This window comes from Mesorhizobium sp. B2-5-11, from assembly GCF_006440835.1.
In the GTDB taxonomy this organism is placed as follows: Bacteria; Pseudomonadota; Alphaproteobacteria; order Rhizobiales; family Rhizobiaceae; genus Mesorhizobium.
On the sequence record NZ_VFUK01000001.1, the window covers coordinates 238,675 to 260,207 of the forward strand.

Sequence of the window (21,533 nt, forward strand, 5' to 3'; positions counted from 1 at the left end):
GCCAGGGATGTTGCGCTCGTCCTCAATGCGACCCCTTGCCATCGGCGATGGCGTCGCGGATCTCCTTGTCCGACATGCCGGTGATGACGCGTTCAACCTCCGCCACGCTGGTCGTCTTGGGGTCGATGTCCCCGGCCACCACCTTGCCGCGCCGCATGACGACGATGCGGTCCACCACCTGGAAGACATGGTGGATATTGTGCGCGATGAAGATGCAGGAATGGCCGGAATCGCGCGCGCTGCGCACGAAGCTCAGCACGCCCTGGGTTTCGGCGACGCCAAGATTGTTGGTCGGTTCGTCGAGGATGATGAGATCGCTGTCGAAATGCATGGCGCGCGCGATCGCCACCGCCTGGCGCTCGCCGCCGGAGAGCGAGCCGATCGGTGTGGTCGGCGGAATGTTCTTGGAAATGCCGACCTGCTTGAGCAGGTCGCGGGCGACCGTGTTCATCGCCTCCTGGTCCATGCGGTTGAGGAAGCGCGGCGGCTTGATCGGCTCGCGCCCGAGGAACAAATTGCGGGCGATCGACAGTTGGGTGACCAGCGCCGAATCCTGGTAGATGGTCTCTATGCCGTTGGCGATGGCGTCGCTGGTGTTGCGCAGGTTCACCTTCTTGCCGCGGATGAAGATGTCGCCGCTGGTCAGCGGCACCGCGCCCGACAGCACTTTGATCAGCGTCGACTTGCCGGCGCCATTGTCGCCGAGCAGGCCGACGATCTCGCGCTCGTTGACATGGAAATTGGCGTCCACCAGCGCCTGCACGCGCCCGTAGGACTTGCGGATGTTCTGCATGCGGATCAGTGGCTCGGCCATGGTTCACGTCCCTGCCTGATGCCGGCGTTCCAGCCATGAATGAAGCGCCATCATGCCAAGGATGATCGCGCCGATGAAGATGTTGTAGGCAAGGCCGGGCACGCCGATCAGCACGATGCCGTTGCGCATGACGCGCAGGATCAGGATGCCGAGCACGGTGCCGATGATGGTGCCGCGCCCGCCCGTCAGCGCCGTGCCGCCGATCACCACCATGGCGATGACCTCGAGTTCGTAGCCGGTGCCGCTGTTGGGGTTGGCCGCCGAGGTGCGCAGCGAGGAGATGACGCCTGCAAGCGAGGCCATGACCGAGGACAGCACGAACAGGCCGATCTTGACGCGGCTGACATTGACGCCGCGCGCCCTCGCAGCGTTCGGGTTGCCGCCGGCGGCCTGGATCCAGTTGCCGGTGCGGCTTTGCGTCAGCACATAGCCCAGCGCGATGGCCGCGGCGATGAACCAGAACAGCGACATGTAGATGCGGAACGGGCCGATGAAGAAATCGCCGACCAGCGCCTCCGCCAGCCAACTGCCCTCGGCGCTCCAGGTGCGCTGCGGAAAGCCGTCGGTGACGAACAGCGCGGTGCCGCGCACCACCAGGAGCATGCCGAGCGTGACCAGAAAGGACGGGATCTTGAGCTGCGTGACGAACCAGCCATTGACCAGGCCGATGAAGGCGGCGACCAGCAGCGCGAGGACGAAGCCCATCTCCAGCGAGGTGAGGCCGCTGTTGAACAGCGTCCACATCAGCACCGGCGAGAAGCCGAACAGCGAGCCGACGGAAAGGTCGAATTCGCCCGACGTCATCAGCAACGTCATCGCCAGCGCGATCAGCCCGAGCTCGACCGTGAAGGCCAACGTGTTGGAGATGTTCTGGGGTGACAGGAAGTCGTGGTTGAAACCCCAGAAGACGGCGATCTCGACGACGAGCAGCACGAAGGGGCCGAATTCCGGCCGCGCGATCAGGCCTTGGACAAGCGAACGATTTTCCACGTGTAACCCGCGACTGGTTGGAATGGGCCGGACCATCGGGCCGCATCAAACGGCTCGATACCAGGCGAAAGGGCGGGACGCCGCACGCCCGGTGGACGCGCGGCGCTGGAGATCAGGGGCTATTTGCCGGACAGGATTTTGTCGTAGATCTCGGCGGTATCTTTCTCATAGAGCGCGCCGGTGATGACGTTGAAGCCCGGGGGAATGCCGCTGGCGGCCATGTTGGCGAGCGACAGCGCGACATAACTGGTCGCCTGCGGATCCTGCCACTGGCCGGCATTGACGTAGCCGTTCAGCACTTCCTGGGTGGTGTCGAGCGAGTTGCCCCAGCCGACGACGGGGATTTCGCCGGGCTTGACGCCGACTTGGTCGAACACGCGTTTGATCGAGCCGGTGACGAGGTCGCCAAGGCCGATGATCGCCTTCACCTTAGCCTTGTTGGCGGTGAGATAGTCGACCATGCGGTTGATCACCTCGGCCTGGTCGAGCGTCGCCTCGGTCACCTCATAGGTGATGCCGAGCGGCTCGAACACGCTCTTGATGCCTTCCTCTTCCTGCACGCCATAGGTGGCGCCGGGAATCTCGACAGGCATCCAGACGAAGTCGCCCTTCTTCACCAGGCCCTTGTCGACCAGATACTGCGCCCAGTGCTTGCCGAAGGTGACATTATCGCCGCCGACATAGGCGTTGAAATTGGCCTTGGGATCGGGCGTGTTGAAATTGATGATCGGAATGTTGGCCGCGCGGGCTTCCTTGACGATCTCGACAAGGCTGCCCGGATCGGGGCTGGTGGTGGTGATGCCGTCGGCCTTGGCCGAGATCGCGGCCCGCACCGCCTCCTGCTGCGAGGCGACGTCGCCATTGTGGAACGAGGTGTTGACGGTATTGCCGGTGTCCTTGGCCCATTGCTTGGCGCCGGCAAGGAAGTATGTCCAGACCGGATCGGCCGGGCCGCCATGTGAAATCCAGTAGAACGTCTTGGCCTGCGCCGCCGCCGGAATGACCGTCAGCGCGACCAGCAGGCCGTATAGAACCACTCTTAGCCGTGTCAGCATTTGATTTCCTCCCGTTTGAAACTGATCAGTTCGAAACCGCCCTCTTGATCGGGCAAGACCGCGTCCTCCCCGCCAACGTCGTGTTGGATGATCAGAGCATCCTCTTTTTCGACAAATGGCAAGCCTCCGCCCGTCAGTCGTAGTCGGCGCCTGACGGGGCGCCATCAGCGGTCCCATCAGATTGCATCAGTTCGGATGATTTTCCGCGGCAGGTGATACCGGCCTCGAGGGTCGCCGGAGCGATGATTGACCGCCCTCGGGTGAACCCAGAGCTAGAGGAGGCCGGCCCTGGCAAGATCGCGCATCAGATGGCTGGCGCCGTAGGTCCAGTGCGGGCAGTCCGGCGACAGTCGCACCCGGTTGACCAGCGCGCCGAATTTCTCCGACGAGATGGTGACGATGTCGCCGACCTTATGGGTAAACCCCTTGCCCTTCTCGCCGCGGTCCTTCGAAGGCACGAACATGGTGCCGAGATAGAGCGCCAGGCCGTCCGGGTACTGGTGATGCGCGCCCATGGCAGCCGCTACGAGCTCTTCGGGAGAGCGGCTGATCTCGGCCATCGAGCTCGCGCCCTCCAGCGAGAACCCGTCCTCACCTTCCACTTTCAGCCGGACCACGGCCCGCTTTACGTCGTCGATGGAGAACGTGCCGTCGAACAGGCGGATGAAGGGGCCGAGCGAGGCGGAGGCGTTGTTGTCCTTGGCCTTGCCGAGCAGCAGCGCGGAGCGCCCTTCGACATCGCGCAGATTGACGTCGTTGCCGATGGTGGCGCCGAGGATCCTGCCGCTTGAGGCGGCGATCATGGCGATCTCCGGCTCCGGATTGTTCCAGGTAGAGACGGGATGCAGGCCGACATCGGCGCCGAAACCGACCGAGGCCATCGGCTGGCATTTGGTGAAGATCTCGGCGTCGGGGCCGATGCCCACTTCCAGATATTGCGACCAGGCGCCGCGTGCGATGAGCTTGGCCTTGATCTCCATCGCTTCCGGTGAACCGGGCTTGAGCTTGGACAGATCGTGGCCGATCAGCCCGGCAATGTCGGCGCGGATGGCGTCGGCCTTTTCCGCCGAACCGCGCGCCTGTTCCTCGATGACGCGTTCCAGCAGGCTGACGACGAAGGTGACGCCCGAGGCCTTGATCGCCTGCAGGTCGACGGGGGAGATGAGATAGGGCCTTGCCGGATCACGCGCGGCCTCGAAACTGTTGGCCGCGATATCATCGAGCGAGCCGATCGGCTTGCCCTTGGCCGAGCGCACATAACCGGCCGGATCGGCCATCTCGCAGATATCGCGCACGGTCGGCGCCGTGCTCGACGTGATGTCGAAGACGGTGCCATCACGCACCGTGACCACCAGGGGATGCGCGGCGTCGCTGCTTCTGGCGCGCCCGACAAAAAGGCCTTCGGCGGGCAGATGCATCGGGTTTGTCATGCGTGCGGTCCTCTGATCATCAAAAATGCGGCTCGCTGGTTCGGCGCGGCACTTTCACCGGATTCCTGTCAAAGGTCTATCCCGTTTGTGGTGAGCCAGGCGCCATGTCTGCCGGCGTCGTCGGCGATTGGCGTACCGCAAGGAAGCACTCCTTCGGGGGTTGAATGCATGCGGCGGTGCGGGAGTCCCGACGCCTGCGTCATTTTTCCGGCTTGCACATGTTCTCGTTTTGTTCTAATATGCCCAACCTGAGTCAATGGGCGGACGAAATCAGTGAGTGGGCAACCCGCATTCGGAACCGCGAAGAACGGCCAGGCCTTTTTCCGATGGGAACAGGCCGGGAAGCATTTCCACCGGCTGTTCTTTGCCATCCTCGTCGGCAGCGCGATTGCTGGTCGTCTCGCGCGAAAGGCCATTGCCTTGAACCGTGAGTTCGGATTGCAAGGCTGGCTGGTTCCGGAAAATCACATCCACATCTCGCTTGTCGGCCTCGGCGACCATGAGGAGTACCCGCAGGAGTTGGCAGAGGCCGCCTGTCATATCGGATCGATGATCGTTGCAAAGCCCTTCGAGGTCTCGTTCGATCGCCTGTCGGCTTTTGGCGGTGGTGCACTGGTCCTGCGCGGCAGCGATGGCAATCCGTCGCTGCAGAAGTTCTGGCGTGACCTGACGGCGGTGATCTCGGACAGCCCGCTAAAACCCTTTCTCACCAGGTCCATCGAACCGCATGTTACATTGCTTCGTGATGAAGTGGGCGTCCCCAGCATTCGCGAGCGGTCGATCGACCCGATCGGCTGGACTGTCCGGGATTTTGTGCTGATCCACAGTCTCATTGGGAAGGGCGCCTACAAGCAGCCCGGACGTTGGCGGCTGACCGGCCAGGACGATGCACTGCCCGCCATGTGAGAGCCTGCATCGTCCTCACATAGTCCGCGCGGTCCATCATCCTGACATGGCATGTCAGCTACCAGACGGCACGACGATGGCAGGCCGCCAACCTTTCCCTATTTGCAATGCGTCTGAACAGGAGGAACACATGACCAACACGGAAATTGCCAAGGATTTCACGGAGCTTCTCAAGCGCGGTGACTACGAAAGTGCTGCCGAGAAATACAATGCCGACGACATCGTCAGCTATGAGGCCATGGAGGGGCCGATGGCCGTCTGCCGCGGCAAGGACGCCGTCAAGCAGAAAGGCCAGTGGTGGCAGGAAAACAACGAAGTCCATGGCGGCTCGGTCGAGGGCCCTTATGTCAACGGCGACCAGTTCGCCGTACGCTTTACATTTGACATAACGCCCAAGGCCACGGGCCAGCGTGTCACCATGGACGAGGTTGGCCTGTACACGGTCAAGAACGGCAAGATTGCCGAAGAGCGCTTCTATTATTGAGACGGGTTTTCGGCTGTCGGCACATTTCGCCGCATCCTAAGCGGCCAGGATCATGTCCTGGCCGCTATCCGACCTGATGCACATCGTCGTCACGGATGGGCGACCGCGCGCCCGCCATTGAATAAACTTACTCTTCGATGGTTCTGCCGGGCCGCTGGCAAAGCGCGCCGGGGCTGCTTAATCTGCGGCCAGATTCGAAGTCCGGAAGGCACCTGTTTTGACGATCACCATGTACGGCATCACCACCTGCGACACGATCAGGAAGGCCCGCGTCTGGCTGGAGGGCCACGACGTGCCTTACCGGTTCCACGACTATCGGGCGGAAGGCATCGAGGCGGGCAGGCTGGATGGCTGGGTCCGCAAGGTCGGCTGGGAAAAGCTGCTCAATAAGGGCAGCACCACGTTCCGCGAGTTGCCGGACAAGGATAAGCAGGGCCTGGATGAAAAGAAGGCCAAGGCACTGATGCTGGCCAAGCCGACGATGATCAAACGGCCTGTGCTCGAGGTTGGCGACCGCATCCTGGTCGGGTTCAAGCCGGATGTTTATGAGGCGGCGGTGGTCGGGAAGTAGGGCGCGGTACACTCTCAATTCGTCATCCTAGGGCGGAGCAGGGAGCGAAGCGACGCGGCGCAGACCCTAGGATCCATGCCGTGACTTTTGGGCGTCGCAGCCGTGCTGATTCTGCTCCGTTGCATTTCCGGACGGACGTCACGGCATGGATCCTCGGGTCAAGCCCGAGGATGACTAAGGGACAGGTCACTGTCCTCTCAGATACCCCGCCAGTGCCACGGCATTGTTGTGCGCCTCGTCATGGGCGCCGTAGAGCAGCGTCACCTTGCCGTCGCGGAGCAGGGCGCGCAGTTGCGCCACGGCCTCGCCATTGCCTTCCAGTTCGGCACGATACCGCTTCTGGAACTCGGCCCATCGTTCGGGCTCGTGCCCGAACCACTTGCGCAAGTCGGTGCTCGGCGCGATGTCCTTCAGCCATAGCGCCAGCGCGGCATGCTCCTTGCTGACGCCACGTGGCCAGACTCGATCGACCAGGACCCGCTGCCCGTCATCGAACGAGGGTGGTTCATACACCCGCTTGACCGCGATCTCGAAGGCCATCCGCTCTCCTTCGTGCGCTCCCGTCAGGCCCACTCGCCCTTGCGCATGACCGGCACGCGACTGCCGTCCCTGCCGACGCCGTCGATGTCGATCTTGTCCGAGCCGATCATCCAGTCGATGTGGATGAAGCTCTTGTTGCCACCGCGCTCCGCGATCTCGGCCTGGCTGAGCGAGGCGCCGTCGACGAAGCACTTCGAATAGCACTGGCCGAGCGCGATGTGGCAGGCGGCGTTTTCGTCGAACAGCGTGTTGAAGAACAACAGGCCGCTCGCCGAGATCGGCGAGGAATGCGGCACCAGCGCCACTTCGCCAAGCCGGCGTGCGCCCTCGTCGGTGTCCAGCACTTTCTTCAGCACGTCCTCGCCCTTCGAAGCCTTCGCCTCGACGATCCTGCCGCCCTCGAAACGCACCGAGATCTCGTCGATCAGCGTGCCCTGGTAGGAGAGCGGCTTGGTCGATGAAACATGGCCTTCAACCCGCCGCGCATGCGGCGTGGTGAAGACCTCCTCGGTCGGGATGTTGGGATTGCAGGTGACGCCGTTCTTGGCGGTGGAGGCGCCGCCCATCCACTCATGGCCGTCGGCCAGCCCGACCGTCAGGTCGGTGCCCGGCCCGGTGAAATGAAGCGCATGGAAATCATGGCCGTTGAGCCATTCGGTGCGGCTGCGAAGGGCCGCATTGTGCGCCTTCCAGTTGCCGATCGGATCTTCCACGTCCACCCGCGAGGCGGCGAAGATGGCGTCGGCGAGCTTGGCCACCGCAACGTCGCCGGCATCATCGGGGAAGACCTGCTTGGCCCAGGCGAGATCGGGATAGGCGACGATGTTCCAATTGATGTCGAAGCCGGTGATCTTTTCCAGCGCCGGCTGGTAGGCCATCGAATTGGCCTTGTTGGCGCGCGCCACGTTCGCCGGGTCCTGCGCCGACAGGAGCGAAGGATCTTCGCCGCGCACGGCAAGTCGCGCCGCATTGTTGGAGAAGGCTTTGGCCATGCCTTCATAGAGCCAGCCGGCGGCGCGGTCGAAGCCGGCGTCCGCGCCATAACGAAAGCGCGCCAGCGTGATCTCGTCATCGTTGAAGATCGGCGTCACCAGCCCCGCGCCGGCCTTGTAGGCATGCTCGACGATGCGCCGGGTCAGCGGCAGCGCGGCGATGGAGGAGGTCAGCACCAGGTCCTGCCCGGGCTGCAATTGCAGCCCCACTTTGATGGCGACTTCGGCCAGCCTGTCGAGCTTCACCGGGTCGATCGTTGCGGAAACGCCGCGCGAATGTGTGGTCATGATCCTGCCTGCCGTAGTTTGATGTCGGACTCTACATAGACCGGCGCCACGGTGCTTTCCACCGTGATCGCGTCGCTCGTGCCCGCCTTCGCTGAGCCGAACTGCGCCATCGTCGCCTCGATCTCTTCCCGGATCCAGAGCTTGAAATCCCGGACCTTGCGGCTTTCGGCCTTGGCGGCGGAGGTCACCAGCCAATAGCCAAGCCCGCTCTGGGCGCGGATCCCGAACGGCGCGACGAGCCGCCCGTCGGCCAGCGCGTCGGCGGCGAGCAACTGCCAGCCCAGCATCACGCCATGGCCGGCAATCGCCGATTCCAGGCAAAGCATCGGATCGGTGAAGCGCGCGCCCTTCAGGAAGGTGACGGGTTCGACACCGGCCGCGGCGAACCAGCTTTCCCAGTTGATCATCGCCCGTTCGTCGGTGATCGCGCAGGTCTGGGCAAGGTCTTCGATCGATTTCAGTTTCTTCGCTATCGAGGGTGCGCAGACCGGGAACACCTCTTGTGCCAAAAGCAACTCCGCCTTGCCGCCCGGCCATTTGCCGTCGCCGAGCCGGATGGCGATATCGATATCGGAATGGTCGAGGTCGGCCAGCCGCACCGAGGCGTCGATGCGCAACAGCACGTTGGGATGCCGGGTGAAGTGATGCGACAGCCGCGGCAGCAGCCATTTCGAGGCGAATGCCGGCGCCACGGAAACCACCAGCGTGCATTGGCGCGCCTCGTCGGCCAGCGCCACGGCCTGGGTGAGCTCGCGGAAACCCGCGCCGAGGCGCATCGCGAACATGGCGCCGAATTCGGTCAGGACCAGCCCCTTGGTCGTTCGCTCGAACACGGCCTGGCCGAGCTGCTGCTCCACGCGCTTTATCTGCTGGCTAACGGCGCTGGCCGAAACGTTGAGTTCGCCGGCGGCCGCGGCGAGCGAGCCGAGACGGGCGACGGTCTCCACGGCGCGAAGGCCGTTGAGGTGGACGCGGTTGAGCATGGCCATTGAGTTTTTCTAAACCAGCGGGGCTGAAATCTCAATTGAAAGTGATGCCGAAAACGCAGACTTTATTCACGGGACAGGCCTGCGGAGGCTGACATGTTGAGGCTGTTATCGTCGCTCAAGATAGTATTCCCTGTGCACGAGCCGCCATACGGTGGCGAAGCGGTCGCCTGGCTGGCCGATCCGCTTGCGCATCCCGTGCTCGACGCCATGTCGGAGCGTGAGCTCGGCGACATACCGTTCCGGCTGACGGCGCGACGCACCGCCCACGAGACGGCGCAAGCGGGCTGCCGCTGATTGGTGCTGACGGTCCGGCGCCTGGCCCAACGCAAGCACGTTGTGTCGCCGGTCTTCGCACTTATTCTGCACCGCGATGACATCCGCCACCTCAACAGCGCTGCGGTTCGCTTTCGCCGGCATGATCGCCATGGCTGTCGCCATGGGCATTGGTCGTTTCGTCTATACGCCGATCCTGCCTGGCATGATGGAAGAACTCCATCTGTCGGCGGCCGATGCGGGCTGGATCGCGTCGGCCAATTATCTCGGCTACCTCGCCGGCGCCTTTGCCGCGGCGGGCGGCTGGGCGCATGGGCGCGAGCGCCTGCTGATGCTGGCCGGCCTCGGCGCCAGCGCCTTGCTTGCCGCGCTGATGGGGCTGTCGGATACGATCGCCGCCTTTCTCGTCATCCGCTTTCTTGCAGGCCTGGCCAGCGCCTTTGTCATGGTGTTCCTGGCCAGCATTGTTTTCAGCCATCTTGCTGCGGCCGGCCGCAGCGATCTGCAGGCGTGGCATTTCGGCGGCGTCGGCCTCGGCATCGCCCTGTCCTCGGTGCTGATGGCGGCCCTGGTCAGCGAACATGCCGGCTGGGCGGCGGGCTGGCGGTGGTCGGCGGCGATCTCGGCTTGTGGCTTCGTCGTCGTGGCGCTGTTGGTGGACAGCGGTCCGCTGGCCAGCGGCGATACCGGCCGCGAGCCGGCGCTGCCAAAAGACCGCTCGCTGACCAAGGTGATCGTCGCTTACGGCTTGTTCGGCTTCGGCTACGTGGTAACGGCGACCTTTCTTGTCGCCATTGTCCGGCAAGGCGGCGGCGGACGCGTGTTCGAGGCGGTGGTCTGGATGGTCACCGGTCTTGCCGGCTTTCCCTCGGTCTGGCTCTGGCAGAAGATATCGGCACGGATCGGCCTTTACGCGACCTATGCGCTGGGATGTTTCGTCGAGGTCGTCGGCATTGTCGCAAGCGTCGCGGTGGGCGGGCGCACCGGGCCGCTGCTCGGCGGCCTGCTCGTTGGCGGCACGTTCATTGCCATCACCGCGATCGGCCTGCAGACCGCGCGGCAACTGGCGCCACAAGCTCCCCGGCGGACCTTCGCCTTGATGACGGCTTCGTTCGGTCTTGGCCAGATCATCGGCCCGATTGCCGCCGGGCTCCTGGCGCAGGCGTCGGGCGATTTCTTCCTTGCCTCGATCGCCGCCGCGGCCGTTCTGGTCGCCTCCGGCGTCATCATATGGTCGGCCGCGCCAAAATCGCCATGATTGTGGGTTTGCTCGGTGCCGGGCATCGGGCATGGGCATTTTCTTTCCCCCTAATGTGTGACTTTATGCCCGCTGAACCCAGCTGATTTGCGCAAAAACCGAGGAATTCGCCACAGTGTTCGTATCCTTCTTCCCGCAGCCGAAGCTGTTTTTCTCTTCGGCCGCCGTCTGGAGCCTTGCGGCGATCCTGTTCTGGTTTTTCGGGGGTGAGCAACTGGGCGCCGTCTTCGGCCTGCCGCCGGCAGCAGCCGGTGCACCGCCCATTATCGGCATCGCCGTCCTCGTCTCGAAGCCGTTTCTCTGGTTCTACATCTACTTCGCGTTCTGCGTGGTCGCTTTCTATGCGTTCTGGAGCTGGTATTCGCCGCATCCGTGGCAACGCTGGTCGATCCTGATGACGGCGGTCATCCTGTTCTTCATCTATTTCAATGTGCAGGTCAGCGTCGCCGTCAACGCCTGGTACGGGCCCTTCTTCGACTATGTGCAGGGGCTGATGTCGGGCACCGGAAAATCGACCAACGCCGAATTCTACATTGGGCTGGCCGATTTCTCGTGGCTTGCGCTGGTCGGCATGAACGTGCAGGTGGTCAACGCCTTCATCGTCAGCCATTGGATCTTCCGCTGGCGCACGGCGATGAACAACTACTTCGTCGAGAACTGGGGCAGGCTGCGCCACATCGAAGGCGCCTCGCAACGTATCCAGGAGGACACGATGCGGTTTTCCCAGATCATGGAAGATCTGGGTTCCAGCTTCGTCCAGTCGATCATGACGCTGATCGCCTTCCTGCCGGTCATGATCCAGTTGCAGGCCCATATAACCGAGTTGCCGATCATCGGCGCGATCCCCCAGCCATTGGTGGTCGCGGCACTGGCCTGGTGTCTGTTCGGAACGATTTCGGTCATGATTGCCGGCATGAAGCTTCCAGGGCTGCAGTTCCGCAACCAGCGCGTGGAGGCGGCCTACCGCAAGGAACTCGTTTACGGCGAGGATCATGCCGACCGGGCCCAGCCCGCCACCACCGCCGCGCTGTTCGCCAATGTTCGCCACAATTATTTCCGGCTGTATTTCCACTACATCTATTTCAATGTCGTCCGGTACACCTACCTGCAGGCCGACAATATTTTCTCGCTGCTGATCCTCGGGCCGTCGCTGGTCGCCCACAAGATAACGTTCGGCGCGCTGAACCAGATTTCGAATGCATTCGGCAAGGTGACAGGTTCCTTGCAGTTCCTGCTCACCTCCTGGTCGACCATCGTCGAACTGCAATCGGTGCATAAGCGCCTGCGCGCCTTCGAGGCGACGCTGCAGGGCGAGCCGCTGCCGGAAATCGACCAGCGCTATCTGGCGCGGCAAGGCGCCGAGGATCCCGCTTAAGTCAGGAAAGACCTGGGTGCGAAACGGGTCGGCGGCTCAGCCGCCGACGGAAGCCTGCTTCTGGCCAGAACCCTGCCGCGAGATGTAATCGCGAAAACTGATGCATTCGACGTCTGATTTGACGCAGACCTCGCCGGCAAAACGCTCCAGCGCGTTCCAGTAGGCGCCGTCATTCATCAGCGCGAAATGGAAGCCGAGTTGCAGCGGAACGCGCTTGCCCCGGTATTGATCCTCGAAGGCGGCGCGGAAAGCCTGGTAGGTGCGGTCCGCGAACTCGCCTGCCTTGCTCGGCCGCTCGAAGCCGCCGGAATGCCTGACATAGAGATTGTAGTCCATGGCGATCACCGGCCGCGATTTCGGTCCTTCCGGGATCTGCGGCAGTGAAAAGCGCGCGAGGCCGGCGGTGGTCGGCGGCTGGACCGGGCCGCGCGAGACGCCGCTGGCGTCGAACCGGTAACCGGCGGCGGGCAGCGCCTCGTAGAGCGCCTTGCTCGTCGACAGATAGGGCGCGCGGAAGCCAACCACCGCATGCCGCGCGAAATCGCGCCAGCCGGTCGGCTCGGGCTCGATGCCGTTGATCGCATAGGCGTTTTCGAGGATGTGCTCGAACGAGGCGAACTCCTTCAGCCAGTCGGCCTTGCTCCAGTCCTTGCCGTCGAAATGGCCGCAGCCATGACTGGCGATGTCATGGCCTTCCGATGCCGCAAGCCCGATCTGCTCCAGCCGCTGGCTCACTTCCTGCGTCGAGGCGGCGAAGCCGATGTTGGATTTGCCCGATGTCTTGCCCGGCGCGGTGTATTGGCTGCGCGTTTCCGATGACAGCAGGAAGACACAGGAGAGGAAATAGGTGAAATGCGCTCCGGTGCGCTTCGCCAGCGCCCGGCTGCGCTTCCATTGCGAGATGTCGCGGGCGCTGTCGAAGGAGATGATGACGACCTGCTTCGGCCTTGCCGGCAAAGGCGCCCGCGAGCCGGGTGGATCGGCGAAAGCCGCACCGGCCGTGGCAAGCGAAGCGAGACAGAACGCGGCAACGCGAGACGAAAAGGATATTGGCAACAGCTACTGACCCCGGGCGGTTTTGGCCCCGCTATAGCGCAAATGTGGCGTGGGTGCGGTGGCCTTTTCGTCCGTTTGCCCCGCGAATAGGTGATTTTCCGGTCGAACCCCTTCCATGCCGACAAAATTTCGCTAAAACGCGGGCTCGCGAACGCTCCGGCCCGGGGCAGGAATGGTTTTATTGATGTCCGACGACAGTTTTATCCGTGAAGTCAACGACGAGATCCGTCGCGAACAGGCGCAGAAGCTGTGGGACCGTTTCGGCCCGGCCCTGCTTGTGGTCGCGGTGCTGGTCGTGCTCGGCACCGCCGCCTTCGTCAGCTACCGCTACTGGGACGAGACCCGCGCCAACCGTTCGGGCGATGCTTTCTCGCAAGCGTTGAAGCTGGCCAATGACGGCAAGAACGACGAGGCGCTGACCGCGCTCGATCAACTGGAGAAGGATGGCTACGGCGCCTATCCGCTGCTCGCCCGCATGCGCGCTGCCACCGTCAAGGCCGACAAGGGCGACGTCGATGCCGCCGTCAAGGATTTCGACGAGGTGGCGGCCGACGCCGCCATTCCCCAGGGCATTCGCGACATGGCGCGGTTGAGGGCGGCGCTGCTGCTGGTCGATCACGGCTCCTTCGCCGATGTGTCGAGCCGCGTCGAGGCCCTGACCTCGGACACCAACACGCTGCGCCACACCGCGCGCGAGGCGCTCGGGCTGGCCGCCTGGAAGGAAGGCAAGACCCAGGATGCGCTGAAGCTGTTCGACCAGATCGCCGCCGATGACGGTGCCCCGCGCAACACCCGTGAACGGGCGACCCTGATGTCCGAGCTGATCCGCGGCTCGGGCAGCGCGTCGTGACATATGAGCTTCAAAGTCGCCATCATCGGCCGGCCTAACGTCGGCAAATCGACTCTTTTCAATCGGCTGGTGGGAAGGAAGCTGGCGCTTGTCGATGACACGCCGGGCGTCACCCGCGACCGCCGCGTCCATGCGGCAAAGCTTTACGACCTGCATTTCGACGTCATCGACACTGCGGGTTTCGAGGACGCCGCCGCCTCGACGCTGCCCGGCCGCATGCGTGCGCAGACCGAGATCGCTATCCGTGAGGCCGACCTGATCTTCTTCACCGTCGACGCCAAATCCGGCCTGTTGCCGGACGACCGGACCTTTGCCGAGATCGTGCGCAAATCCGGCAAGCCGGTCGTGCTGGTCGCCAACAAGGCCGAGGCGAAGGGCGCGCAGGGCGGCATGCTGGAGGCCTGGGAGCTCGGGCTTGGCGAGCCGGTTCCGGTCTCGGCCGAACACGGCCAAGGCATGCCCGACCTGCGCGACGCGGTGATCGCCGCACTTGGCGAGGCGAGAGCCTTTGGCGAAGATGAGGACGACGACGAGGAGATCGCCTCCAGCGAGGTGCTGATCGGCGAGGATATCGCCGATCCCGACGCCGACGAGGTGCCGGCCTATGACGACACCAAGCCGATGCGCATTGCCGTCGTCGGCCGCCCCAATGCCGGCAAGTCGACGCTGATCAACGCACTGATCGGCGAGGAGCGGCTTTTGACCGGACCGGAAGCCGGCATCACCCGCGATTCCATCTCGGTCGATTGGGACTGGCGCGGCCGCCGTATAAAATTGTTCGACACCGCCGGCATGCGCCGCAAGGCCAGGATCCATGAAAAGCTCGAGGTCATGTCGGTGCAGGATGGCCTGCGCGCCATCCGCTTCGCCGAGATCGTCATCATCGTGCTCGACGCCACCATCCCTTTCGAGAAGCAGGATCTCCAGATCGCCGACCTGATCATCCGCGAGGGCCGCGCGCCGGTGATCGCCTTCAACAAATGGGACCTGATCGACAATCCGCAGGAACTCTTGGCCGAACTGCGCGAAAAGACCGAACGGCTTTTGCCGCAGGCGCGCGGCATGCAGGCGGTGACGGTTTCGGCCGAGACCGGACGGGGCCTCGACAAGCTCATGGAAGCCGTCATCCGCACGCACAAGGTCTGGAACAGCCGCGTCTCGACCGGCAGGCTCAATCGCTGGCTGGAAGGCATTCTTGCGCATCATCCGCCGCCCGCGGTTGCCGGTCGCCGGCTGAAGGTCAAATATGTCACGCAGGCCAAGACGCGCCCGCCGGGCTTCGTCGTCTCGTGCTCGCGCCCGGATGCGATGCCGCAATCCTATGTCCGCTATCTCACCAACAGCCTGCGCGAAGCCTTCGACATGCCGGGCGTACCGATCCGCATGGCGTTGAGGACTTCGGACAATCCCTTTGCCGGCAGGGCCAAGAAGCGCTGACGTCCGGGGGAAGGGTGCCAACCCTTCGACGCGGTGTAGACCCTGGAATGACGAAGAGGGGTTGCGACCAGGGCCTAGGCGACCTTCAGCAGGTTCTCATCCGTCCGCGCGCCCTCCGGTAGTGCCTGCCGCGCCGCTTCCAGCAGGATATCGGCGAGGCGGGCGGCCACCGGTTCGGGTTCGGCATCCCTGCGGTGCAGGAACAGCGTCATCCTGGGCAGCGCCGGCAGACCGGCAATCTCCGGCGTCATCGCGCTGACGCTGGCCGGCAGGCCGATGTCGGTGCGGATCGTCAGCCCGAGCCCGGCTGCAACAGCCGCCCAGATGCCACCAAGGCTCGGGCTGGAGAAGGCCATGCGCCAGGGCAGGCCGGCGCGGTCGAGCGTTTCGGTTGCGACCGTGCGCAACAGGCAAGGTGCTTCCAGCGCCACCAGCGGCAGCGGCTCGCCATGGCGCAGGCTGGTCTCGATGCGCTTTGCCGGGCCGATCCAGCGCATCTGCACGTCGGCGACATGCTGGCTGTATGGCAGCGTCGCGCCGCTGTGCCAGGCAAGTGCGATGTCCAGGCTGCCCGAGATGATCCGCTCCGCGAGCTCATGGCTGCGCGCGATGCGGGCCTCGATCTTGACTTTGGGATGGGCACGGGCGAAGCGGCCGAGCACGTCAGGTAGCACCGCCTCGCCAAAATCCTCCTGCAGGCCGAGCCGCACCCAGCCTTCCAGTTCGACATCATGGATGGCGGCGGCCGCCTCGTCATTGAGCTCGACCAGCCGCCGCGCATAGCCGAGCATGGTCTCGCCGGCTTCCGTCAGTGCCAGCCCGCGTCCCGACTTGCGGAAAATCGGCGTCGCCGCCTGCTCCTCCAGTTTCTTCAACTGCGCGCTGACCGCCGAGGTCGAGCGGCCAAGCCGGTCGGCCGCCTTGGCGAAGCTGCCAAGCTCCATTCCGGTGACGAAGCTTCTGAGGACGTCGAGGTCGAATGTCACGCGTCGCATGATAATCCCGTTTTTTAGGATTGTGCGTCAAAAACTTCCTGATTTTATGGACAAAGCTATGGCGATAGACATGCGCCGTCAAGGCCGGTCACCGGGCCGCAAACGGGAATGAAACCATGTCCGCCATCGTCACCCGCACCGATTGTCAGTCGACGCCACGGGCCGAAGGCTCCGGCTCCAGGACCTTCGCGCCCAACCACCGCTGGAAGGTGCTGGGCATCGGCGTCGCCGCCAATGCCGGTTTTTCCGCTACTTTCTCCGGCATACCGGCAACCGCGGTGCTGATGCGGCAGGGCTATCATCTCGGCAATGCTCAGCTCGGCTTGGCGCTTGGCCTTCTTGGTCTGGGCGTTGCGCTCAGCGAACTGCCCTGGGGCCTGCTCACCGATCGCTGGGGCGACCGCCGTGTGCTTTTGACCGGGCTCGGCGCCACGGCGGCATGGCTGTTCCTGATGGCGTTGCTTGTCGTTCCATCCCCGTCCGGCGTGCCGGGCGTTCATGTCCTGGCCGCCGCCTTGCTCGTCACCGGCCTGCTCGGCGGCAGCGTCAACGGTTCGAGCGGCCGCGCCATCATGGGCTGGTTCCGGGAAGGCGAACGCGGATTCGCCATGAGCATCCGGCAGACGGCGGTGCCGCTTGGCGGCGGGCTGGGCGCTCTTGTCCTGCCCTTGCTTGCCGCCACGCACGGCTTCGCGGCGGTCTATGGCCTGCTCGCCGCCTTCTCCGTGATCTCCGCTTTCTTCGCCTGGCGCTGGCTGCACGAACCGCCGACACAGGGTTCGGCCGCGCCGACCGTTCTGGCCGGGCCCCGGCCGCTGCGCAATGTCGAGGTCTGGCGCATCGCAGCGGCCATCGGCCTGCTGTGCTTTCCGCAAGTGGCCGTACTCACCTTCGCATCGGTCTTCCTGCACGACTTCGCCGGCATGGGGACCCTGGCCACCAGCGCAAGCCTCGCCGCCGTGCAGGCCGGCGCCATGGCGATGCGCGTCTGGAGCGGGCGCTTCACCGACCGCCACGGCAACCGCAGGCCGTTCCTGCGCCTGTGCAGTGCGCTCAGCGCGCTTGCCTTCACGCTGCTCTGGCTGCTGGTCCTGGCCGGCCCGACCATATCAGGCGGCCAGCCCGTCGCGATGGCCACGCTTCCCGTGATGCTGATTGTCGCAGGCATCCTGGTCTCCGCCTGGCATGGCGTCGCCTACACCGAGCTTGCCACGCTTGCCGGCGCCGGCCATGTCGGCACCGCGCTCAGCCTGGCCAACAGCTTCGTTTTCATAGGCTTCTTCCTGGTTCCGGTGGCCATTCCCGGGCTCTTGCATCTCTGGTCCTGGCCCGGCGTCTGGTTGTCGGCCGCGGCGTGCGCGTTGATCGCATGGCCCATCTTCCTGCGGCCGGCCTCCGTGTCCGTCCCAAAACCGCCCCACTTCGCAACCACGAGCCTGAGCCGACCGGGAAAACCCGATCGAAGCTGTTAACGTCCCATCAAGGTTAATGCATCATTTTGCTCTCCAGTGGGGTCAGTAGCGTTCCTGGAGAGAGTTCCGTGCATCGACGTGTCTTGACGCGCCTTGTTGCCGTCGCCGGTGAGAAGAAACGCAGCCTCGTGGCACCTTTCATCGTCGGCCTCGGCATCTGGATCGGATTTCCGACGGTTTCCGCCTACCAGGATATGACGAGCCTCGTTTCCGGCCTCGAGGCGCCGACCCGCTGGAATTCCTATGTCGAGAAATCCGTCGCCGGATCGGTCCATGCCGCCGAGATGCCGTTTGTCGACGACGCTGTGACGGGTTCGCTCTCCGGATCGGGGGTGCGCCTGCCCGGCGTCGGCGCCGTCTCCTTTCGCGGCAAGGGCGGCAAGGTCAGCACTACGCCCGATGAGGACCGCATTGTGCGCGCCGACAAGAAGGGCCGCATCGTCCAGATCTCTCCCGTCGCCCCGCCGAAGAACTTCAACGCCGGCTCGATCTTCGAGCGCACCTCATCCCTGCTGCGGCCCAGCATGGACAGCGGCCTGAAGATGGCTTTCGCCAAACCCCAGATCAAAGGCAAGGAAATCCAGATCGCCGCGGCATTCCACGCGCGTGAGGACAAGAAGCCGGATCCCGGCGTGTCGCCCATGCTTGCCGCCCTGGTCAACAACGATCATCCGGATGTGCTGGCGACGGCCTATGCGCAGGCCGCGCCCGATTATGCCAAGGCGTCGCCCTTCGAGGCCCTGCTCCAGGACGAGGAGCCCAACAGCGGCCGTTTCATCCCGCCGATGGCCAAGGGCGACCATTCTTGGATCCAGAATCCGCTTCCGGCGAGCGTCTTCTCCAAGCCCGAGCAGAAATGCCTGGCCAACGGCATCTACTTCGAGGCACGGGGTGAATCCGTGCGCGGCCAGGCCGCCGTCGCCCAGGTCATCCTCAACCGTGTCCGCAATCCGGCCTATCCCAATTCGATCTGCGGCGTCGTCTACCAGAACGACAGCTGGTTCAACCGTTGCCAGTTCTCCTTCGCCTGCGACGGCAGGAAGAAGCGCATCGACAACCCGGTCGCCTACAAGACCGCGCAGGATGTCGGCATGGCGGTGACCGCCGGCAAGGTCTTCATTCCCGAAGTCGGATCGTCAACCCACTATTATGCCAATTACGTCCATCCCAACTGGGCGCGCACGATGCAGAAGATGACCAAGATCGGCCTGCATATCTTCTACCGCACCTATGGCGGCGGCTGGAGCTGAACGCCCGATAGGCGTCCATATTTTTTGCGCGGCTGCGCGGTCTCTCGAAGAGCCGTCGCGCGGGGGATTCGCGCAAGGCGTCCGCGTCGCCATGGCGGGCACGATGTCGCACCTCTATACTGCATTGATTTCCTTACATAAAATACATGGTAACGAACTTCCGCCCGTGGCTTGACGGGCGCAAACCCTCTAACTATGTTGCCGGCGACTTTAGAAGCGGACGGACGGTGACGGTCTGCCCGGGCAGGGGGGTTGCGATGGCCGATGAAACTGGGCCAGGCGGGACCGGAGAAACCGGCCGCGGCAAGCAGCACGAAGCCGCCATCCGCGACGACGAACTTGAGCGCCGCCGGCGTGAACTTGAAGCATCGCTTGCGACAAGACGGCCGGACCGGCTCGAGGGGAAAGACGCGAAACCAGTGACCGGATACGGTCAGGCACTCAAGCTGTCCAGCGAGTTCATCGCCGGGGTGGTGGTCGGTGCCGGCATCGGCTGGATCATCGACCGTCTGGCGGGGACATCGCCATGGGGTCTGATCGTGTTTCTGCTGCTTGGTTTTGGCGCGGGCGTGCTCAATGTCATGCGTTCGGCAGGCGTTGTGGCGGAATTCGGACAGGGCGACAAATCGCGCTCTGGCCGCGACGACAGCAAGTGACCGCCCTTCAGGCGGCATTTGGAAATAGCCGCCTTTCGACGGGCGGCATGGTAACAAGGCCGCATGCGGCACTGACGGGGTTTGAACGTGGCAGCTGACAAGGTCGATCCGATCCACCAGTTCCATATCAACAAGCTGATACCGATCGATATCGGCGGCTACGACTTGTCCTTTACCAATTCGGCGCTGTTCATGGTCGCGACCGTGGTTGTCGCCGCGGCATTCCTGTTTCTGACGACGTCGAGCCGCAGCCTCGTTCCCGGCCGGCTGCAATCGATCTCCGAAATGGCCTATGAATTCGTCGGCAACATGTTGCGCGACGCCGCCGGCACGCAGGGCATGAAGTTCTTTCCCTTCGTGTTTTCCCTGTTCATGTTCGTGCTGGTCGCCAACCTGCTTGGCCTGTTCCCCTATTTCTTCACCGTCACCAGCCACATCATCGTCACCTTCGGCCTCGCCGTCTTGGTTATCGGCACCGTGATCGTCTACGGTTTCGGCAAGCACGGCCTTGGTTTCCTCAAGCTGTTCGTGCCGCAAGGCGTGCCGGTGTTCCTGCTGCCGCTGGTGGTGCTGATCGAAGTGATCTCCTTCGTCTCGCGCCCTGTCAGCCTCTCGGTTCGTCTGTTCGCCAACATGCTCGCCGGGCACATCACGCTGAAGGTCTTCTCCGGCTTCGTCGTCAGCCTCTCGGCGCTGGGCGCGGTCGGCGTCGCTGGCTCGGTGCTGCCGCTGGCGATGGCCGTGGCGTTGACCGCGCTCGAACTGCTGGTCGCCTTCCTTCAGGCCTATGTGTTCGCGGTGCTGACCTGCATGTATCTCAACGACGCCCTGCACCCGGGGCACTGATAAAAAATTTCCGGCGCAAGAGTTTTCAACATTGCCGCCGGAATGGAATCGCAACGGAATTTCAGATCCAAAGGAGTTGAACAAATGGACGTAGAAGCAGCAAAGTACATCGGCGCCGGCATCGCTTGCCTCGGCATGGGCGGCGCGGGCATTGGCCTCGGCAACATCTTCGGCAGCTATCTCTCGGGCGCGCTGCGCAACCCGTCGGCCGCCGATGGCCAGTTCGGCCGTCTGATCTTCGGCTTCGCCGTGACCGAAGCTCTGGGCATCTTCTCGCTTCTCATCGCGCTGCTGGCCCTGTTCGGCTGAGCCCCTGTTTGGCTGAGCCGCTATTTGGCTAAGCTATGGGAAGATTGGACAGGCCGGCCGCGAGAGCGGCGGGTCTGATATCAGGGGATAGTCCATGTTCGTGACATCTGCCTTTGCGCAAGAGTCCGCGCCTGCCACCGAGGCTGGCCACGCTGCGACGGAAGGCGACACGCATTCCGGCACCAGCGTGCCTGCCGAAGCTCATGGCATGTTTCCGCCATTCGATCCGGCGACGTTTCCGTCGCAGCTTCTTTGGCTGGCGATCACGTTCGGGCTCTTCTACCTCTTCCTGAAGAGGGTGGTGGTGCCGCGCGTCGGCGGCATCATCGATGTCCGCAACGACCGTATCAGCCAGGATCTCGATCAGGCCGCGAAGTTGAAGGGCGAGGCCGACGCCGCCGTTGCTGCTTACGAGCAGGAGCTGGCGGAAGCCAAGAAGAACGCCAACGCCATCGGCCAGCAGGCCAATGACGCGGCCAAGGCGGAAGCCGAGACCGCGCGCAAGAAGATCGAGGCCGCGCTCGACGAGAAGCTCGGCGAGGCCGAGGCGCGCATCTCTTCCATCAAGGCCAACGCCATGAAGGAAGTCGGCAGCATCGCCGAGGACACTGCCTCGGCGATCGTCGAGGCGCTGGTCGGCGGCAAGGCCAGCAAGGCCGAGATCGCGGCCGCGGTCAAGTCCGTGGCCGGGTGAGGA

Annotated in this window: 23 protein-coding genes; 14 read left to right on the forward strand and 9 right to left on the reverse strand. The window is 63.9% G+C overall.

Annotation, left to right across the window (positions count from 1 at the left end):
- Nucleotides 1-22 precede the first annotated feature (22 nt).
- The 4 genes from FJ490_RS01105 to FJ490_RS01120 all read right to left on the reverse strand — a co-directional run bounded on the left by FJ490_RS01105 (nucleotide 23) and on the right by FJ490_RS01120 (nucleotide 4,289).
- Complete coding sequence (locus FJ490_RS01105) at nucleotides 23-814, reverse strand: ATP-binding cassette domain-containing protein (protein ID WP_140497927.1); 792 nt, start codon at nucleotides 812-814, stop codon at nucleotides 23-25.
- A gap of 3 nt (nucleotides 815-817) precedes the next feature.
- Nucleotides 818-1,804: an ABC transporter permease gene (locus FJ490_RS01110; RefSeq protein ID WP_140497929.1), complete on the reverse strand. Its 987-nt coding sequence runs from the start codon at nucleotides 1,802-1,804 to the stop codon at nucleotides 818-820.
- Nucleotides 1,805-1,923: 119 nt separating this feature from the next.
- Nucleotides 1,924-2,859 carry a substrate-binding domain-containing protein gene (locus FJ490_RS01115; protein ID WP_140497931.1) on the reverse strand — a complete coding sequence of 312 codons (936 nt, stop codon included), beginning with the start codon at nucleotides 2,857-2,859 and terminating at the stop codon, nucleotides 1,924-1,926.
- Between the two features lie 272 nt (nucleotides 2,860-3,131).
- Nucleotides 3,132-4,289: a fumarylacetoacetate hydrolase family protein gene (locus FJ490_RS01120; RefSeq protein ID WP_140623570.1), complete on the reverse strand. Its 1,158-nt coding sequence runs from the start codon at nucleotides 4,287-4,289 to the stop codon at nucleotides 3,132-3,134.
- Nucleotides 4,290-4,709: 420 nt separating this feature from the next.
- Between FJ490_RS01120 and FJ490_RS01125 the strand changes: the two genes are divergently transcribed.
- The 3 genes from FJ490_RS01125 (at nucleotide 4,710) to FJ490_RS01135 (ending at nucleotide 6,250) form a co-directional block, all read left to right on the forward strand.
- The gene (locus tag FJ490_RS01125) at nucleotides 4,710-5,195 is read left to right on the forward strand and encodes a 2'-5' RNA ligase family protein (protein ID WP_246676707.1); all 486 of its coding nucleotides are present in this window, start codon (nucleotides 4,710-4,712) and stop codon (nucleotides 5,193-5,195) included.
- Nucleotides 5,196-5,325: 130 nt separating this feature from the next.
- Nucleotides 5,326-5,679, forward strand: a complete 354-nt coding sequence (locus FJ490_RS01130; RefSeq protein ID WP_140497937.1) for a nuclear transport factor 2 family protein — start codon at nucleotides 5,326-5,328, stop codon at nucleotides 5,677-5,679.
- A 217-nt stretch (nucleotides 5,680-5,896) separates the two neighbouring features.
- A complete protein-coding gene (locus FJ490_RS01135) occupies nucleotides 5,897-6,250 on the forward strand; it encodes an ArsC family reductase (protein WP_140520840.1) in 354 nt (117 codons plus the stop codon).
- 186 nt (nucleotides 6,251-6,436) lie between these two features.
- Here FJ490_RS01135 and FJ490_RS01140 read toward each other — a convergent pair whose 3' ends face one another.
- From FJ490_RS01140 to FJ490_RS01150, 3 genes are read right to left on the reverse strand one after another with little or no spacing between them, the layout of a single operon-like run.
- Nucleotides 6,437-6,790 carry a DUF488 domain-containing protein gene (locus tag FJ490_RS01140; RefSeq protein ID WP_140514740.1) on the reverse strand — a complete coding sequence of 118 codons (354 nt, stop codon included), beginning with the start codon at nucleotides 6,788-6,790 and terminating at the stop codon, nucleotides 6,437-6,439.
- A 23-nt stretch (nucleotides 6,791-6,813) separates the two neighbouring features.
- Nucleotides 6,814-8,070 (reverse strand): aminopeptidase, encoded by a 1,257-nt coding sequence (locus FJ490_RS01145; RefSeq protein ID WP_140728123.1) that lies wholly within the window; start codon nucleotides 8,068-8,070, stop codon nucleotides 6,814-6,816.
- The gene (locus FJ490_RS01150; RefSeq protein ID WP_140728124.1) at nucleotides 8,067-9,059 is read right to left on the reverse strand and encodes a LysR substrate-binding domain-containing protein; all 993 of its coding nucleotides are present in this window, start codon (nucleotides 9,057-9,059) and stop codon (nucleotides 8,067-8,069) included. The genes FJ490_RS01145 and FJ490_RS01150 overlap by 4 nt, the downstream gene beginning before the upstream one ends.
- 93 nt (nucleotides 9,060-9,152) lie before the next feature.
- Between FJ490_RS01150 and FJ490_RS01155 the strand changes: the two genes are divergently transcribed.
- From FJ490_RS01155 to sbmA, 3 genes are all read left to right on the forward strand, one after another.
- Nucleotides 9,153-9,353 (forward strand): hypothetical protein, encoded by a 201-nt coding sequence (locus tag FJ490_RS01155; RefSeq protein ID WP_140497946.1) that lies wholly within the window; start codon nucleotides 9,153-9,155, stop codon nucleotides 9,351-9,353.
- 76 nt (nucleotides 9,354-9,429) lie between these two features.
- On the forward strand, nucleotides 9,430-10,590 hold the full coding sequence (locus FJ490_RS01160) for a YbfB/YjiJ family MFS transporter (RefSeq protein ID WP_140728125.1): 1,161 nt from the start codon (nucleotides 9,430-9,432) through the stop codon (nucleotides 10,588-10,590).
- Between the two features lie 115 nt (nucleotides 10,591-10,705).
- On the forward strand, nucleotides 10,706-11,965 hold the full coding sequence (gene sbmA / locus FJ490_RS01165; RefSeq protein WP_140497950.1) for a peptide antibiotic transporter SbmA: 1,260 nt from the start codon (nucleotides 10,706-10,708) through the stop codon (nucleotides 11,963-11,965).
- A 36-nt stretch (nucleotides 11,966-12,001) separates the two neighbouring features.
- On the opposite strand, the gene FJ490_RS01170 is transcribed toward sbmA, so the two are convergent.
- On the reverse strand, nucleotides 12,002-13,015 hold the full coding sequence (locus tag FJ490_RS01170; RefSeq protein ID WP_140558293.1) for a polysaccharide deacetylase family protein: 1,014 nt from the start codon (nucleotides 13,013-13,015) through the stop codon (nucleotides 12,002-12,004).
- Nucleotides 13,016-13,205: 190 nt separating this feature from the next.
- On the opposite strand from FJ490_RS01170, the gene FJ490_RS01175 reads away from it, so the two are divergent.
- Both FJ490_RS01175 and der read left to right on the forward strand, forming a co-directional pair.
- Nucleotides 13,206-13,871: a tetratricopeptide repeat protein gene (locus tag FJ490_RS01175; protein ID WP_140497952.1), complete on the forward strand. Its 666-nt coding sequence runs from the start codon at nucleotides 13,206-13,208 to the stop codon at nucleotides 13,869-13,871.
- Nucleotides 13,872-13,874: 3 nt separating this feature from the next.
- Nucleotides 13,875-15,308: a ribosome biogenesis GTPase Der gene (der, locus tag FJ490_RS01180; protein ID WP_140497954.1), complete on the forward strand. Its 1,434-nt coding sequence runs from the start codon at nucleotides 13,875-13,877 to the stop codon at nucleotides 15,306-15,308.
- 74 nt (nucleotides 15,309-15,382) lie between these two features.
- Here the strand turns inward: der and FJ490_RS01185 are convergent, their stop codons facing one another.
- Entirely contained in the window at nucleotides 15,383-16,303 is a 921-nt protein-coding gene (locus tag FJ490_RS01185) for a LysR substrate-binding domain-containing protein (protein WP_140497956.1), read from the reverse strand.
- 116 nt (nucleotides 16,304-16,419) lie between these two features.
- Here FJ490_RS01185 and FJ490_RS01190 point away from each other — a divergent pair, with 116 nt between their 5' ends.
- The 6 genes from FJ490_RS01190 to FJ490_RS01215 all read left to right on the forward strand — a co-directional run bounded on the left by FJ490_RS01190 (nucleotide 16,420) and on the right by FJ490_RS01215 (nucleotide 21,530).
- On the forward strand, nucleotides 16,420-17,775 hold the full coding sequence (locus tag FJ490_RS01190; RefSeq protein ID WP_140728126.1) for an MFS transporter: 1,356 nt from the start codon (nucleotides 16,420-16,422) through the stop codon (nucleotides 17,773-17,775).
- A gap of 68 nt (nucleotides 17,776-17,843) precedes the next feature.
- Entirely contained in the window at nucleotides 17,844-19,025 is a 1,182-nt protein-coding gene (locus FJ490_RS01195; protein ID WP_140671794.1) for a cell wall hydrolase, read from the forward strand.
- Nucleotides 19,026-19,282: 257 nt separating this feature from the next.
- Nucleotides 19,283-19,681, forward strand: coding sequence for an AtpZ/AtpI family protein (locus FJ490_RS01200; protein ID WP_140728127.1), 399 nt, complete (start codon nucleotides 19,283-19,285; stop codon nucleotides 19,679-19,681).
- An 87-nt stretch (nucleotides 19,682-19,768) separates the two neighbouring features.
- The gene (locus tag FJ490_RS01205) at nucleotides 19,769-20,527 is read left to right on the forward strand and encodes a F0F1 ATP synthase subunit A (RefSeq protein WP_140497962.1); all 759 of its coding nucleotides are present in this window, start codon (nucleotides 19,769-19,771) and stop codon (nucleotides 20,525-20,527) included.
- Nucleotides 20,528-20,611: 84 nt separating this feature from the next.
- Nucleotides 20,612-20,836 carry a F0F1 ATP synthase subunit C gene (locus FJ490_RS01210; RefSeq protein ID WP_140497964.1) on the forward strand — a complete coding sequence of 75 codons (225 nt, stop codon included), beginning with the start codon at nucleotides 20,612-20,614 and terminating at the stop codon, nucleotides 20,834-20,836.
- Between the two features lie 94 nt (nucleotides 20,837-20,930).
- Complete coding sequence (locus FJ490_RS01215; RefSeq protein ID WP_140497966.1) at nucleotides 20,931-21,530, forward strand: F0F1 ATP synthase subunit B; 600 nt, start codon at nucleotides 20,931-20,933, stop codon at nucleotides 21,528-21,530.
- The last annotated feature ends 3 nt before the right edge of the window (nucleotides 21,531-21,533 follow it).

Bases quoted from the DNA above. Each gene is read 5' to 3' on its own strand.
- FJ490_RS01150 (WP_140728124.1), bottom strand. From the start codon at position 9,059: ATGGCCATGCTCAACCGCGTCCACCTCAACGGCCTTCGCGCCGTGGAG.
- FJ490_RS01190 (WP_140728126.1), top strand. From the start codon at position 16,420: ATGTCCGCCATCGTCACCCGCACCGATTGTCAGTCGACGCCACGGGCC.
- FJ490_RS01115 (WP_140497931.1), bottom strand. From the start codon at position 2,859: ATGCTGACACGGCTAAGAGTGGTTCTATACGGCCTGCTGGTCGCGCTG.
- FJ490_RS01215 (WP_140497966.1), top strand. From the start codon at position 20,931: ATGTTCGTGACATCTGCCTTTGCGCAAGAGTCCGCGCCTGCCACCGAG.
- FJ490_RS01140 (WP_140514740.1), bottom strand. From the start codon at position 6,790: ATGGCCTTCGAGATCGCGGTCAAGCGGGTGTATGAACCACCCTCGTTC.
- FJ490_RS01105 (WP_140497927.1), bottom strand. From the start codon at position 814: ATGGCCGAGCCACTGATCCGCATGCAGAACATCCGCAAGTCCTACGGG.
- FJ490_RS01130 (WP_140497937.1), top strand. From the start codon at position 5,326: ATGACCAACACGGAAATTGCCAAGGATTTCACGGAGCTTCTCAAGCGC.
- FJ490_RS01200 (WP_140728127.1), top strand. From the start codon at position 19,283: ATGGCCGATGAAACTGGGCCAGGCGGGACCGGAGAAACCGGCCGCGGC.
- FJ490_RS01155 (WP_140497946.1), top strand. From the start codon at position 9,153: ATGTTGAGGCTGTTATCGTCGCTCAAGATAGTATTCCCTGTGCACGAG.
- FJ490_RS01185 (WP_140497956.1), bottom strand. From the start codon at position 16,303: ATGCGACGCGTGACATTCGACCTCGACGTCCTCAGAAGCTTCGTCACC.
- der (WP_140497954.1), top strand. From the start codon at position 13,875: ATGAGCTTCAAAGTCGCCATCATCGGCCGGCCTAACGTCGGCAAATCG.
- FJ490_RS01145 (WP_140728123.1), bottom strand. From the start codon at position 8,070: ATGACCACACATTCGCGCGGCGTTTCCGCAACGATCGACCCGGTGAAG.
- FJ490_RS01120 (WP_140623570.1), bottom strand. From the start codon at position 4,289: ATGACAAACCCGATGCATCTGCCCGCCGAAGGCCTTTTTGTCGGGCGC.
- FJ490_RS01210 (WP_140497964.1), top strand. From the start codon at position 20,612: ATGGACGTAGAAGCAGCAAAGTACATCGGCGCCGGCATCGCTTGCCTC.
- FJ490_RS01160 (WP_140728125.1), top strand. From the start codon at position 9,430: ATGACATCCGCCACCTCAACAGCGCTGCGGTTCGCTTTCGCCGGCATG.
- FJ490_RS01175 (WP_140497952.1), top strand. From the start codon at position 13,206: ATGTCCGACGACAGTTTTATCCGTGAAGTCAACGACGAGATCCGTCGC.